The 14,163-nt window shown below is 60.1% G+C and carries 10 protein-coding genes; 3 read left to right on the top strand and 7 right to left on the bottom strand.

The window, feature by feature from the left end:
• Nucleotides 1–24: 24 nt before the first annotated feature.
• Nucleotides 25–402, top strand: a complete 378-nt coding sequence (gene tnpB / locus ABGI63_RS25880) for an IS66 family insertion sequence element accessory protein TnpB (protein ID WP_432767412.1) — start codon at nt 25–27, stop codon at nt 400–402.
• Between the two features lie 625 nt (nt 403–1,027).
• On the opposite strand, the gene ABGI63_RS10615 is transcribed toward tnpB, so the two are convergent.
• Nucleotides 1,028–3,097: a TnsD family Tn7-like transposition protein gene (locus tag ABGI63_RS10615; protein WP_349742402.1), complete on the bottom strand. Its 2,070-nt coding sequence runs from the start codon at nt 3,095–3,097 to the stop codon at nt 1,028–1,030.
• Between ABGI63_RS10615 and ABGI63_RS10620 the strand changes: the two genes are divergently transcribed.
• Entirely contained in the window at nt 2,996–4,774 is a 1,779-nt protein-coding gene (locus ABGI63_RS10620) for a TniQ family protein (protein WP_349742403.1), read from the top strand. The genes ABGI63_RS10615 and ABGI63_RS10620 overlap by 102 nt on opposite strands.
• A gap of 796 nt (nt 4,775–5,570) precedes the next feature.
• Here ABGI63_RS10620 and ABGI63_RS10625 read toward each other — a convergent pair.
• The 4 genes from ABGI63_RS10625 to ABGI63_RS10640 form a co-directional block, all read right to left on the bottom strand.
• Nucleotides 5,571–7,064, bottom strand: a complete 1,494-nt coding sequence (locus ABGI63_RS10625; RefSeq protein ID WP_349742404.1) for an ATP-binding protein — start codon at nt 7,062–7,064, stop codon at nt 5,571–5,573.
• 5 nt (nt 7,065–7,069) lie between these two features.
• Nucleotides 7,070–9,313, bottom strand: a complete 2,244-nt coding sequence (locus ABGI63_RS10630; protein WP_349742405.1) for a TnsB C-terminal domain-containing protein — start codon at nt 9,311–9,313, stop codon at nt 7,070–7,072.
• On the bottom strand, nt 9,310–10,119 hold the full coding sequence (locus ABGI63_RS10635; RefSeq protein ID WP_349742406.1) for a TnsA endonuclease N-terminal domain-containing protein: 810 nt from the start codon (nt 10,117–10,119) through the stop codon (nt 9,310–9,312). The genes ABGI63_RS10630 and ABGI63_RS10635 overlap by 4 nt, the downstream gene beginning before the upstream one ends.
• Nucleotides 10,120–10,267: 148 nt before the next feature.
• Nucleotides 10,268–11,140 (bottom strand): LysR family transcriptional regulator, encoded by an 873-nt coding sequence (locus tag ABGI63_RS10640; protein ID WP_349742407.1) that lies wholly within the window; start codon nt 11,138–11,140, stop codon nt 10,268–10,270.
• On the opposite strand from ABGI63_RS10640, the gene ABGI63_RS10645 reads away from it, so the two are divergent.
• On the top strand, nt 11,112–11,933 hold the full coding sequence (locus ABGI63_RS10645) for a class I SAM-dependent methyltransferase (RefSeq protein WP_349742408.1): 822 nt from the start codon (nt 11,112–11,114) through the stop codon (nt 11,931–11,933). The two genes, ABGI63_RS10640 and ABGI63_RS10645, sit on opposite strands and share 29 nt — an antisense overlap.
• A gap of 119 nt (nt 11,934–12,052) precedes the next feature.
• On the opposite strand, the gene ABGI63_RS10650 is transcribed toward ABGI63_RS10645, so the two are convergent.
• Both ABGI63_RS10650 and ABGI63_RS10655 read right to left on the bottom strand, forming a co-directional pair.
• On the bottom strand, nt 12,053–13,069 hold the full coding sequence (locus ABGI63_RS10650) for a sulfate ABC transporter substrate-binding protein (protein ID WP_137941315.1): 1,017 nt from the start codon (nt 13,067–13,069) through the stop codon (nt 12,053–12,055).
• A 105-nt stretch (nt 13,070–13,174) separates the two neighbouring features.
• Nucleotides 13,175–14,119 carry a CysB family HTH-type transcriptional regulator gene (locus tag ABGI63_RS10655; protein ID WP_349742409.1) on the bottom strand — a complete coding sequence of 315 codons (945 nt, stop codon included), beginning with the start codon at nt 14,117–14,119 and terminating at the stop codon, nt 13,175–13,177.
• Between the last annotated feature and the right edge of the window lie 44 nt (nt 14,120–14,163).

The following is a 14,163-nucleotide window of genomic DNA, read 5'->3' on the forward strand; positions in this document are numbered from 1 at the left end:
CGCTCAGGTCGTCAGCCTGTCAAGATGACTTGGCCGGACGCATACCATGGATGCGCGAGTTGCTTCGATGATCCGCATCGACGCGATGTGGCTGTCGAACCCGTGGACATGCGCGCCGGTGCCGACCGGCTGCTGACGCGCGTGGTGCAGGTCTTCGGCGTGGCCCAGGCCCACGACGGCTACCTCTTCGCCAACGCCCGCTGCACTCGCGTGAAGCTGCTCGTGCACGACGGCTTCGGCGTGTGGTGCGCAGCCCGGCGCCTAACGCCGGCCACTTCACCTGGGCCGAAATGGCGTCAAGCACGTCTGCGGCGCTGGCGCTCACCAGTGCACATTCGACGCCCTGGTGCTGGGCCTGCCCGAGATGCAGCGCATCACCAGGGCATAAGCCCAAAGCGCTGACAACGGCACTTGTGCCAATGGAGCGCGGCCGACCTGCCCGGCACGATGCGGGGCATGCTCGGCACATGCAACAACGACATTTGACACCGAATGCGGCCAGGCGATGGGACTTCGTTTTCACTTAGAAGTCGCTCTAGCATGTCGTAGAGACACTAAGAAGTTGGTGGATTTGTCGTCTAGCCACTTAAAAATCTAGGCCTTCGGTGCCCGGCGGGTGGCGACGGAGGCGTTGTATGCAACCGGTGATCGTTGGCAGCCTCAGTGCGCTGCGCGAGGTCATTTGTAGGCGACTTTGGCCGAGCAATGGTGCGGATGCTGCCAAGTGGCCTTCTCTGTCCTGAATCACGACCGAGTGCTTGGCATCGGCGACGGACTGCCCGGCGCCTGTCTCGAAGGTATCGTTGGCACGTCGGTGACGCAGCCGTGCGCGACAACGCCCCGCGCCTTCTATGAAATGCTGCATTTGCGGGTCATGTAGTGGAAGCGTGCCTGCGCCTGCTGTGTTGTCATGCTTGGTGAACCACGTTTGCTCGTGGCCAAGCACGCCGGCCAGTTGCCGTTGTAGCGACAGGAATCCATTTTCTAGCGCATCAGCATCGATATCTCGCGCCGTGCCTCCGGCGAGCTACTTCGTGCTGCTCGCATGGCGGAAAGCACCCAGCCAAGCTTCGACCCAGCGCCGATATGCCCAATTGATGTTTGCGGCCTTGCAGAGGCTGACGGTGGTCAGGGGCAGCCCCAGCGTTGTGAGTTGATTGGCCGCAGCGACCAGCCGCCGCTCGCGCCACATGCTTTCGGTTTCGATACAGGCCACGAGTGCGTCGTAGGTCAATGGCAAGCGGTGTCGATTGCGAATCATCATGGTCTGGATGCCAAGTATGCGCAGGATCCGATAGGCGCTGAGGCGTTCTGTCGCACATTGCTCAAGCTCTACGGATTGCAGATTGAAGACCAGCGTGCTCAGATTCAGATCCCTCATTGGCCAGTCCACCCGGGCGCTGCTAGGTGGCTTTCGCACCGCCGCCGGTTCGAAGTTGCCCTGGTCAGTTATCCAGTTTCGATCGTTCCGGTAGAGCCAGATGTATGCGGCGGGGGCAATGCGGCGGGCTGCAGTGATGGAGTCAGCGCTGCGGACGGCTGCCTGCCATTCGTCCTTGGCCTTGCGCTCGTTGGTTTGATGAACACTCGCCTGCCGCCTCGCTTGGGCTTCTGCGTTGGATCGCAAGATGCGGCACACCGTTGCCATCGATACATCGCTATTGCCCGCGACTTCCACAAGAGGCAAGCCGGCCACCAAGTCATCGACGATCTGGCCTTCGACCATGCGTGTGGTCTTGTGATTTCGTGGCGTGATCTGCATCCCGCATTCGCGCCGGTAGGCAACTACGGTGGCCGTATCGACACCCAGCGCGGCGGCGGTAGCGCGACAGGACAATGAAGAATCCAAGAGTTCAGGTCCAGTGGGGCGGGTTCGCCGTCTCGGGCTCTGCAGCCGTGCCGGAAGAGTGGCGGCGTGGGCTCCATCGGCTTCAAGTGCATCACGCCAGGCCGAAATCGACCCAAATAGGTGTCCGATCAGCATCAGATGAGCAATCGGATGAACAGCTCTGTCTGGCTTGTTGAAGATGGTGTGCAGCCAGCCCAGCGGTTTCGCCTGCGTTTGAATGAGGCGATTGCGATGCGCAAAGCCCTCGAAATCCCGGTAGTGTTCGCGGACGGCCTGCGCGACCTTGGAAATGCGGACGCGGCCCGTCGTACAGCCATAGCCCAGTTTCAGGGCGCGCTTTCGATACGTTGTGGTCAGGACGTTCCGGCGAAGAGCGGGCAGGTTGGATTGCAGCAACTCGGCCGACAACTTGCTGAACGCCCAGTCGAGAGATCCTTCGGCGCATGGGATGCAGTTGATGACAGGAGGATGTGACGGCGGCTGACGCGACTCGAAAGGGTTGCTTGGCCTTGTCGCTGGCACGAGTTCTACCAGAGCAATGCCATGGGTCGGGCAGCGCGCAACGCCCGGCAGAAGCCAGCTTCGTCGCCAATAGGGTTCGCCGGGGCGGACCGCGTCGGCACGAATGCAGAGCTGGCAATAGCGAAGGGAGGTGGCCGCGCCGAATCTGTTGGCCAAACGCCCCATCAGCGCCTTCTGAGCACCACCTGCATTGCTTGCGCTGAGCATGTTCTCGCAAATGATGCGATTCCGCTCAGGCGTCAAGAATGGACGGTGGTAGGGGTATAAGGTGGCACGGTCTATCCAGTTGTGTGAGGCCGGCAGAGGCGATGCGGGACCGAGTACGGTTTGAAGATGCCCCAGCCCTGTGGGTAGGTCCACGCACAACGTGCGATAACTTCCACCGAGAAACATGTTCACAGCAGCCTTCGTAGGAGCAAAGGAGTTGCGACGGAACATGCGGCCGAGCCACGAGTACAGGATCTCGTCGTCCCGCAGCGGCAAGACGGTGCCGATGGTCAGTGCTGAGGCTCCAGCCGCAGATTCCAATTCCTCGCCTCCCCGGGATGGCTGAAATTCAGATGTCTTGCCAGAGAAATGTCTGAAAATCCGAGGCAAACATTTTAATGCTGATTTTCGAGAAAAATGACTTTGATAAAAACGACGCCGACGCTCCCATTCATCCCTAAGGTGAACGAAGACGAGCTTCTCGGCTCTTGGTTCTCCAGAATTGCATCGGCGAATCAAGCTGCAACTTGGAACTGGGTGCTAAATCAATGCGGCTTTGGGGAAAAACACCAGCCGCCACTTGATATCGCTGGACATGATGGCCGATATGAATTGCTTCTCGGGGCATTGGGCAAGTCGTATCCACAGTCAACGCTCGAGATGACGACACTCCCCTTTTGGTTGTTCTTTGAGGCGTCTCAAAGTGAGCTTGCCTATGACCGGGAAGTCAAAATTCCCGCGCGAGATGTGGCAGGAAGAGGCTCCCCTTCTCAGGCTCGACTTCAAGGAAAACTGAAACGTCTGAAATACTGTCCCAGCTGCATGAAGGACCAGCTTGAGCGTGACATTGACCCCTATTGGCGAAGATCCCATCAGCTGCCGACATCAGTAGTCTGCGTCGAGCATAAGGTGCTTTTGCGGACGTCTTGCTTCTCGTGCGGAAGGATTCATGAGCTTCGAAAACAGAAGATCATGAAAATGCCAGAGCCTGCTTGTAGTTGCGGCGCAGACTTGACAGAACTACCCGCATCGACTTCAGAAATCGGCAGGCAGTTTCATGCATTGTCAGCATTGACGTTCCAGACCCTTGGAGCAGGTCTGCCAACCTGGAGTCGAGCACATGTGGTCTCCGTCGCCCAAGCAGTTATTAATCAAGAATGGGGAGGACGTCTCGCACGAGCCTTTGATGCCATGGAGGGTAATTTTGGACTCCAGCGTTATTCAAGCTATGGATTGAAGCTATCCAATCCAGAGCTTGATCCTGCCGTTCCGCAACTGATTTTGCAGGGTGTTCCTACCTATTGGAGTGCCGTGACATTTGCTTCTTTGTTCGTTACAGCGGGCATTGGGCTGTCGGATTTGCGTCAGAAATTGATGGATCAGACAGTCGTTTTGGATCAGAAAAGAAGCCAGCCAAGGCGGAATTTCTTCAGCACTGGCGCACTGGGCTTTTCAGCTGTGCCGGCGGCCAAGAATGCTCTTGCATTGAGGTTTCAACAGACTGGAAGATTCGCCAATCTACAGACGATGAAAACGCCGTTCTGGCTCGTCTACTTCAATGACAGACCTTGGCTCCGCGAACTCGTCGGTATTGAAGTCGACAATCTGTATGTCTCAAGCGTCGAGTCAGACCGCCAAACAATCATTGACGCTATAGCTTGTGGTTGCCCAAGGCATGAAATGCTGCGCTCGCCGGCGAGCGCAAGAGCCAGGGTGCGCGACGCGCAATGGTTCGAGTCCGCGGTGCCGCAAGCTCCGATCAACAAGGGACGGGAGGCGCCGCTTATGAGCGGCCAGCAACTCCAAGAAGCGTTGCAGCGGGTGTTGACTTCGCAACATCAACCATCACGTATCTTCGTGCAAGAGCTCGCGCTGGTCTGCGGGACGACTGCGTACATCTTGAAGAAGAGTATTGCCGCACATCCTGAGTTCGCGGCGGAACTTGAGCGGGTGAACAGAAACTATCCAGCAGAGCGAATCCGTAAGAAGCTCAGGCAATTGGTCGTCGAGCAGCGCAGAGTCGGGCTGTCAATCTTGCTCCGAGAAATCGCGTTGAATTTCCCCTATGCGCGAAACTATCAGCTTGGACTTGAGATTTTGAAGGAACGTGAGGACTGGGTGGCTCTGGTGCAAGTCTCCGGCTCAACTCCGGTTGACCAAAGTAAAAGTCTAGGCGACGGTGGCGATCAGTCTTGAGTTGGTGGACAAACACGTAATTAGTCGACCTTGCAAATCGCCGCTAACCCGTATAGATACTCGCTGAAGGGGGTGAGCGCCAACAGCACAGCCTCTCAGGATTCTGAGTGGCAATGAGCCTCAGCATCTCACGAGCAGCCTCTTGCCTCGGACCTGTGAATGATGGGCTTTTTGCCGAATGTATCAGCCAAATCTACGTGCGGTAGTCAAAAGTAAGCGAACTATGAATGATTATGGAAAATTATGTTGAGCTCCGACAAGGGCTTACGAATCCCACTCTGCTGCCGCTCGCACGGCTCGTGAGCGTCAAAGTTGATCGTTTGTTGCTTGGCCGGCATTGGTATTGATTCCTCGGGCGTGGGCGATGGCCGGGACTGACTGCGCGGGAATAGCAACAACCTCTCCGCAGTTGTCGCAAGTTCCAACGAGGATGTTCGCTGCGATGCCTCCGCCATCGCTGAACGGAACATCGCGAAGAACAAAGGTTGTTTGAACAAGTGTTGAACATCGGGCGCAGAACGCTTTGCTCTTGTCGCCTTCTACAAATATCCTCACAGCGGGGCCTTTCGCTAAAGACTTTGGACACCACGCAAAGGCTATGCGCATCCACTGAATTTTCTATTAAAGACCACAATGGCACCCCATATCTTTCTAGGCGTGTATCAGTCAAAAATCGCGAATGAATTCAATGAAATAGTTTCGTAGACCACTTCCGGAAATCCTGGTACTTGACTTGTATGATGGGATAGTCCTACGTAACTTTGATGATGTCCAGTTGGGGGTGTTGTTCCGCCATTTATGCCAAGTCCGCGCCCACTGGCCGCGTTGGTAGTGGTGAGGTTACGGAGCCCGGTACCTTCTGTCTCCTTGTTGAGCGCGGGGTTGCGGCCTTCTTGGGCTTGGCGGGCTTGGCCGCTTCTGTAATTTCGTCAAACTCGCCAGCGCCGCGTATGGCTTTGTCGGCGCTCTCTTCGGATTTATCCGGTGCTGTCTCTCGGTCAGTCGGATTCAATGGCGCGGTCGCAGGCATGTCGTAGACTGCATGCGGCATGAATGCTGCAATCAGCGCCCTGCTTTCGGCATCACAAATCAAGTCTTCGAACGCCTCCAATTCCGACGGACGCCCGCGAGCCAGGGCGTCGATTGCTGGTTTCAGGGCCGCAAAGCTGGTGTTCAAGACCATTTCGAAACTCACTTCGTCAACGCGCGATTCTTCTGTTATCGCGTACTCTTGAGCGAGCTTGTAAGCATTGATAGCGAACGCCGTATTCCCACCGGATGCTCTGTGCCAGGCAGCGCTGATTTTCGGTGTTAACGGGGATTTGTGCTCGGTGTAGCAAAATGGCCAAACAGCTTCGGAAAAGTGCTTCCACTCGTTGCTGCCTGCGGCCATCAGGGGGAAGTAGGTTGTATTTCCCATCAGCTTTCGAGTAATCGCAAGCTTTGCTGCGAGCAGCCTCTGTATCGCGGGTGTGCAGAGGGTCACAACAGAAATGCCGTAGTCTTCAATCATTTGGACGAACATGTTGAAGACGATTACGCACTGCTCTGTCTTGGCGATCTTCAAATTCTGAAACTCATCGACGATCAGCAGCCCGAGCGAAATGCTGGTGGCAACCTTTCCCATCAAGAGCGTCATGTTCGCAACGGTCTTGGCTGCATAGGCCTGCTTGAGGTAGTTCGTGTTGAGCAACTTGTCGACGGCTTGAAAGAAATTCAGGCAGAAAGCTTTCAGCGTGCCGTCCGGGGGGATGGATATCTTTAGATACACGACCTGGGCTCGACCAAGCTCTTCGCCTTGGTATTCCTTGTGGCGAATGACCTGTGCCAATCGAAGCAGGAATGCGTCAATGAAGGTTGTCTTTCCCGTGCCAGTGGATGAAATGAACATGTGGCCGGATGCGGTCGATTTCCAGTCGAATGGCAATTTCAAGTCGTCGCTGAGCTTTCTGTTGGCGATTGCAATGCAACGAATCTCTTCAGTTTTGTCTGCCGCATTGCGGGCCATATAGGTGTTGCGCAAGAGGGTGTGGAGTTGAATCGACGCGCGCTTGTACTCCGGGGTCGCGACAATGATGTCCCGCAGGTTGCTCACAGCCTGATAGCGGGTCCATTCATCCTGTTTTCGCATTGCTGCATCTGGCTTGGGCGGAAAGTGCTCCAGCGCATTGGTAAGCTGCGCAAAGGAGCTGAGCAGCGGCAAAGCTTCAATCAGAGGATTGCCGCGATAGGCCGGGACCGTTGAAGGCGTGTATTCGGCATCCACAATGTGCGTCTTGCGCAGTAGCATTTTTATTACTCCCGTCGAGATTTTTGCAATTTAGCCAAAGCGGTCGCTCGCTTCTCTTCTTCCCGCCGCTTCCATTCCGGAATGCTTGACTTGGCGGTCGGCTTCGTCTCCGTTGGCGATGACCTGGCTTGCGGATGCTCTTTGCCGGTCAACGTCGCCTTGAGCGCGGTGGTTTCAGCCTGACGGTCGTCCGCGAGCTGACGCTGCGACGGAACGCTGCGGTCCACGTCGATGGTCGGTCGACGCGCGGCAGGTGCTGCGGTCACCTCGGCGCGCAACTGTTCATGCTCCAGGTCTCGGGTCTCAGCGTTGGCGACCGGCGTCAGCGCGTCGTACTCATCGAGGCTGAGGTATCCCAGAGCTCGCTTGTCGGCTGAGACCATGGTGAATCGGGGCCATTCCGTGCGGCGTTCAACATAGAGTTCATGTGGAAAGGTCTTGTCGACGCGTACTTGCAAGGCTCTGCGGGCTGCAGGCCGCGAAGCCAGGAAGGCGCGCGCTGCAGGGTTGGCCGGAACGTAGCGCCTCGACTTGTAGCGAAGCTCGCCTCCGCCAGTCGAGGCCTGGTCGACGCCGAGCATCAGCTTCTGCATGTCGCCATCGGAGTAGCTTGAAACTCTCGCCCCAGTGATGTTTTCGCTGCCCCAGATGTACGCCGCCTGCGGCGTAGGGGCGATCCCGGCCTGCTTCAGGACGCCGAGCTTCTTCAGATGCGAGTGAGGCGTGTTGTTGTACTTCTCGACGAAGTCGATCAGCGCCCGGTACAACTCCGCCAGGGAATGCACCGTGATCTGCTTGGCTTGTTTCGCGGCCCTCTTTGCGTGGAGGTCCATCGGTCGCTCCGCATAACTGCCCTTCACATTCCGCGCCATCCAGCCCTTCAAGGTGCGCATGAAGCGTTCGATGATGGCCTTGCCGTTCGGGGTGACCGAGGGAAGGGTGGATGGATCGATACGCATGTCACCGGAGACAGCCTTGTCCATCGACTCGCTGGTAAGTTCCGAGCCGCGATCACGACGAAGTACGCTGCAAACCCGACCGACCGGCCATCGTTTGTTGGTGATATCCACGCCGAGCGTCGAGAACCGCTTCTCCCGTGAGGTGAATGCAATGAGCACCGCATATCGGGCTTCGTCCCACGACGGCGCCTTCAGGGAGACATAGATGGAGACGATGAAACGACTCCACCGGTCGAGGATGACGTAGATGGTCGGCGTGGCTATCACCCGTGGCGATTCGCCTGACGTCACAAGAACGATGCGTCCGCCGGTTGCATCAATCTCATAGATGTCGCCTGGGCCTGCTGAATCCAAGGAGCCTTCCCCGGTGGCTTTTGCAGATCGTGTTCGCAGATTTCTCGCGACGTCCTTTGTCAGCACGAGGTGCTCATTGACGTATCTGCGGTATTGCCACTTCGATACTGGGATCGGATGCTTCCCCTCAGCGACCCCCTTGAACAGCACAGGGTGACGTCGTTTGAAGTCAATTTTCAGGTACTCGCTGTACGCTTCAATGACGAAGGTGCGCTTCTTCGTGGCCATTGAGGCCAGGCGCGCGACCATGTCCTGGATGTCCTCCGGCGACACAATGAAGGTGTTCTTCCCGAACTTCGCCTCAACGCTGGCTCTTGGCCCGGGTCGTTCGCGTGTCGCCACCTGGCGTTCATGCGCCACCGTGCCGGAGTCTTCATCCTGGTCGCCAGGCTGATCCGCAGCGCCCGCGGTGCCGAGAGCCCGTCGCTCAGACAGTTCCATTGGGCGCCGGCCTGGCGTCAACATGCGCAGCCCCGCATGTTCCTGGCCAAAATAGTAGTAGCGGCTCAGCAGCCGCTTGACGGTTTTGAGAGCGATTCCGAGCTCGAGGGCGCGCTGGGTTGCCAGATGGGAGTATCGGTTTCGGGCAAGATTGCTCTCGCGTTTGAACAAGTTCACCAGTGGTTCGATGATCCGCCAACCCGCATCTGCAGCATCTGGCGTGTTCTCGTCCAGCGGTTTGGCCAGTTCGTAGGGCAGCGAGAGGCGTCCCCAGACGCCGCCATCGCTCTCCATCTGCGTGATCTCATCCCAGCTGAACCTCAGCGGGCGAGAAGCATCGCGCGCACCTGCGGCGTTGGTCACCCACTGGCAGAAACAGGCCCCGGTGAAGCAATGGGTCAGCCGGAGGTATCTCTTCGTGCCCGGCTGATCCACCTCGACCGCGAGAACGTGAGGCACCTTTCGCCGAGCTTGTGGAAGCGGCTCAAATTTCATTCTTGCACCAGGACCAGCGGCAGGTCCAACGCGATTTCGTGGTTGAAAGAGACCGGGATATCGCCAATCCAGGCGCCGTGCCGGAACGCGTCTTCCGCCTGTGGGAAGGGGAGCCGCGTGCGCTTTGCCGCCCTTTCGAGGAGACGTTTGAGCGACACGTTCCGCTCGTAGGCGAACATGAAGTGTTCCTTGAACAGCTTCCGCAGCACCAGGTCAGGCTGCCACCGATTCAAGTACCACTTGCGCGTATAGCGAAGCGCCGAAAGCGTCGTCAGGTGATTCGGGAGGCCCTTCATGTCAATGAGCTGCCAGGGGATCCCGTTGCGCTCGCACCAGAGCCGCTCAACATTCAGCTTGGCCGTGGTCGCGGCGTCCAGCTGTTGATAGGGCGGCTTGATGCTGGCTGCTCGTGTCTGGCTCGTGCCGCTGACTTCCTCTGTCACGAGAAAATCAATCGTGTAGGGCTCCGGCCTCTGCGGACCGCGCGACGTCGTCTTGTGATCGATGCCGAGTTCGGCGCAGATGCGTTGGGTGCCGGTGATGTCAAAGATCGGGAACTGTTCCCTCACGTCCTCAACGCCCTTCTTGCGCTCGAGGATGAAGAAGTACAGGGTCTCGAAATCCGACAGCAGTTCGTACGATCTTCCGTTGCGGATGCTGTTTGGGGTGTCGCAGGTGCCGCGTGACTTGATCTCCGCCGTGGTGTACCAGGAGAGGTAGCTCACGCCACTGCCGCAGCCGCGCCCTCGCTTGATCTTTCTAGCGAGGTAGGCTGGATAAAGCTTGGGATCGGCAGTCCATTCCATCGTCGCAGTCTCTTCCTCTGGGATGGAAAAGTCCACAATAGATGGGAAAATGCAACACTTGCGCATCTAACTGGGGATGACGCCCCGCATTTATTGCAAGTTCAAGCCTGTTTGGCAGAGTAAATCCGTCAGGCTGGGCTTCGTTGCCTCAGGTCAAGCCCTGCGCCAAGGCCTCAAACACCACGTGTATCCGCCGCGACGTCCGCAGCTCGCGGTGTGTCACCAGCCAGATCGGAAACCGCACCGGCGGCAGGTCGTCGAGCACGCGGACCATGCTCGGCGTGGCGAGGGCGATCTCTTCCATCATCGCGCCTATGCCCATGCCTTGTTGCACCAGTGCCCAGTGGGCCACCGTGTGGTCGGCATAGCAGCTGAAGTTGGCTTCGTTCAGGGGCAGGCCGTGCGTGCGCAGGTAGGCCAGGTACCGGCCCGAGCGGTCGGAGCCCACGAAGGGCAGCAGGGCGGCGTCCGTGGCGCTGCGCGGATGGCCGTGGACTTTCACCCAGTCTTCTGAGGCGTAGAAGTGAGCCGTGGCCTCCCGGATCAGCCGGGCGATCAGTTCCGGCTGCTCGGGCTTGACGTGGCGGATGGCGATGTCCGCCTCGCGCCGCAGCAGGTCGCTCTGCACATTGGTCGGGATCACCTCGACGGCGATGCCGGGCTCCTGCTCGCGCAACTGCCGCAGCAGCGGCGGCAGCAAGATGGCGGCCACCGCGTCGGAGGCCGACACCGAGACCACGCCGCCGACGGCCTGCGAGCGGCCGCTGGCAGCCAGCCCCATGGCTTCGGCGGCCGCGCCCATGGCGCGCGCGTGTTCCAGCAGGTCCAGCCCGGTGGAAGTCAGCGCCATGGCCTTGCCGACCCGCTCGAACAGGGTCACGCCCATGCGCTGTTCTATGGCGGCCACCTGGCGGCTCAGGGTGGGCTGGCTCAAGCCCAGCTTGCGGGCGGCGGCCGAGAGCGAGCCGGTTTCAGCGGTCTCCAGAAAGGCCTTGAGCTGGTTCCAATCGAGGTTGCTCATGCGTTTGTGTATATGTCCGCTGCAATTTATCGCAGTTTCTATCAAGTACGTGCATGACTACCATGGCACCGCCGCGTATCACCGAGTCCTGCCCATGCCGTCTCCCCCCACTGCGTCCTTTGCCGAGAGTGCCTCGCCGTCACCGCTGAGCGAGTCCATCGCACGCAAGGCCCGGTTCTGGGACCGTGTCGCCCGCAAGTACGCGGCCGACCCGATCGCCGACTTGGCGGGCTACGAGGCCACGCTGGCGCGTGTGCAGGCCCTGCTCTCGACCGACCAGAACGTGCTGGAGATCGGCTGTGGCACCGGCAGCACCGCGCTGCGTTTGGCGCCCTGCACACGCCGCCTGCTGGCGACCGACGTGTCTGCCGAGATGATCGGCATCGCCCGCGAGAAGCTGGCGGCCCAGCCCCTGCCGCAGCTGAGCTTTGCCGTGGCCGACGCTGAGGCAGGGGTGGCCGGCGCGGGCGAGTTCGATGCGGTGCTGGCGTTCAACCTGCTGCATCTGGTGAGCGACCTGGACCAGACGCTGGCTTCGGTGATGCAGACCTTGCGGCCGGGCGGCCGGCTGATTTCCAAGACCGCTTGCCTCTCGGAGATGAACCCGCTGATTCCCTGGCTGGCATTGCCGCTGATGCGTGCCATCGGCAAGGCGCCGAGGGTGTTGTGTTTCAACGGCAAGGAGCTTGAGGCGGCAATTGCCCGGCACGGCTTTTTCATCGAATCGGTCGAGCGGCATGGCAGCAAGGGCAAGGACATCCGCGTCGTCATCGTGGCCCGCAAGCCGGGCTGAGTCTCCCCGCGCATCGGCGATGAAGCAAAAAAAGACCCCGGCACGCCAAGACGCGCCGGGGTTGAGGTCGATAAGACTCAGCCTATCGAGGAGACAAACAATGCAGGGGCCAGGTCTTGTCAGCGACCGCCGGGCGTGTAGATCTGGTCGAACACACCGCCGTCGGCGAAGTGGGTCTTCTGGGCCGTGCGCCAGCCGCCGAAGACCTCGTCGACGGTGATCAGCTTGACCTGGGCGAACTGCTCGCTGAACTTGGCGGCGATCTTGGCGTCGCGCGGGCGGTAGTAGTGCTTGCCGGCGATCTCCTGGCCTTCGGGGCTGTACAGATACTCCAGATAGGCCTGGGCCTGCTTGCGGGTGCCGCGCTTGTCGACCACCTTGTCGACCACTGCCACCGGCGGCTCGGCCAGGATGGACAGGCTGGGCGTGACGATCTGGAACTTGTCCGGGCCGAGTTCCTTGACCGCCAGGAAGGCCTCGTTCTCCCACGAGATCAGCACATCGCCGATGCCGCGTTCGGTGAAGCTGGTCAGCGAGCCGCGCGCGCCGGAGTCCAGCACCTTGGTGTTGGTGTAGATGCGCTTGACCAGGTCCTTGGCCTTGTCGGCATTGCCGCCCGGCTGGGCCAGCGCATAACCCCAGGCGGCCAGATAGTTCCAGCGGGCGCCGCCCGATGTCTTGGGGTTCGGGGTCACGACCTCGACGCCGGGGCGGGCCAGATCGTTCCAGTCCTTGATCGCCTTCGGATTGCCCTTGCGCACCAGGAACACGATGGTCGAGGTGTAGGGGCTGGCGTTCTGCGGCAGACGCTTTTGCCAGTCGGCCGGGATCAGCTTGGCGTTGTCGTGCAGCGCATCGACGTCATAGGCCAGGGCCAGGGTCACGACATCGGCCTCCAGGCCATCGATCACCGAGCGGGCCTGCTTGCCCGAGCCGCCATGCGACTGCTTGACCGTCACGGTCTCGCCGCTCTTGGCCTTCCACTGCTTGATGAAGGCGGCGTTGAAGTCCTGGTAGAGCTCGCGGGTCGGGTCGTAGGAGACGTTGAGCAGGGTGGTCTGGGCCTGGGCCGTGGAGGCCAGGCCCAGCAGGGTGCTGACGGTCAGCAGGGACAGGGTGCGTCGGATGGCGTTCACGGCATGGACCTTCTTGATTTGAGGTGTGGCGGGGAGACTTGACTGTAGGGAGCGCCTGCGCGCTTGTGAACGAAGAAGAGTTGCTTTGCTTTGCAGCGTGGGCGCTCAGGCCGCCAGCAGGCCCTGGCGCGCTTCCTCGACGGCGGCGCGCGTCAGCGGCGCGGCGAAGGTCGAGATGAAGGCGTAGACATAGTCGCGCAGATAGGCATCGCGGCGCACCGCCAGCCGGGTCATGTTGTCGGCGAACAGATGGCGGCCGTCGATCGCGGCGAGATGGCGGTCGCGCTCCTCGTCGTAGGCGATTGCCGCGACGATGCCCACACCCAGGCCCAGGTCCACATAGGTCTTGATCACGTCGGCATCCATCGCCACCAGCACCACATCGATGTCCAGGCCGGCGGCGCGGAAGGCGTCATCGATGTGCGAGCGGCCGGTGTAGCCGGTCTCGTAGGTGATGATGGGAAACTGGGCCAGACGCTGCAGTGTCAAGACCTGACCCTCAGAGGCTTCGCGGGCCAGCGGGTGGTCCGGCGGCGTCACGATGGTGTGGGTCCAGCGGTAGCAGGGCAGGGCCACCAGCTCGTCGAACTGGGCCAGCGCCTCGGTGGCGATGCCGACATCGGCCTCGCCGTCCAGCAGCAGCTTGGCCACCTGCTGCGGCGAGCCCTGCTGCATATGCAGCATCACATCGGGGTGGGCGGCGCGGAAGTCGCGCACCACCGGCGGCAGCGCATAGCGGGCCTGGCTGTGGGTGGCGGCGATCCGCAGCGCACCGCTGCCGGCGCGGGCGAAATCGTCGCCGGCACGGCGCAGATTCTCGGCCTCGTGCAGCAGGCGCTCGACGATGGGCATGACCTGGCGGCCCGGCTCGGTCAGACCGGTCAGGCGCTTGCCGGCACGCACGAAGAGGTCGATGCCCAGCTCGTCCTCGAGCTCGCGGATCTGGCGGCTGACGCCGGGCTGCGAGGTGTGCAGCGCCTGCGCCACCTCGGTCAGGTTGAAGCTGCGGCGCTGGGCCTCGCGGACGGATCGGAGTTGTTGGAAATTCACGGCAAGGGGCTCTCGTTATTTGTTTTTCATTATTGAGAGTCGCC

Origin of the sequence: Roseateles cavernae, assembly GCF_040187885.1 — a bacterium.
GTDB lineage: Bacteria > Pseudomonadota > Gammaproteobacteria > Burkholderiales > Burkholderiaceae_C > Roseateles_E > Roseateles_E cavernae.

Excerpts from the sequence above, each read along its gene's own strand:
- ABGI63_RS10640 (WP_349742407.1), bottom strand. The coding sequence starts at position 11,140 with ATGAGCAACCTCGATTGGAACCAGCTCAAGGCCTTTCTGGAGACCGCT.
- ABGI63_RS10630 (WP_349742405.1), bottom strand. The coding sequence starts at position 9,313 with ATGAAATTTGAGCCGCTTCCACAAGCTCGGCGAAAGGTGCCTCACGTT.
- tnpB (WP_432767412.1), top strand. The coding sequence starts at position 25 with ATGACTTGGCCGGACGCATACCATGGATGCGCGAGTTGCTTCGATGAT.
- ABGI63_RS10620 (WP_349742403.1), top strand. The coding sequence starts at position 2,996 with ATGACTTTGATAAAAACGACGCCGACGCTCCCATTCATCCCTAAGGTG.
- ABGI63_RS10625 (WP_349742404.1), bottom strand. The coding sequence starts at position 7,064 with ATGCTACTGCGCAAGACGCACATTGTGGATGCCGAATACACGCCTTCA.
- ABGI63_RS10635 (WP_349742406.1), bottom strand. The coding sequence starts at position 10,119 with ATGGAATGGACTGCCGATCCCAAGCTTTATCCAGCCTACCTCGCTAGA.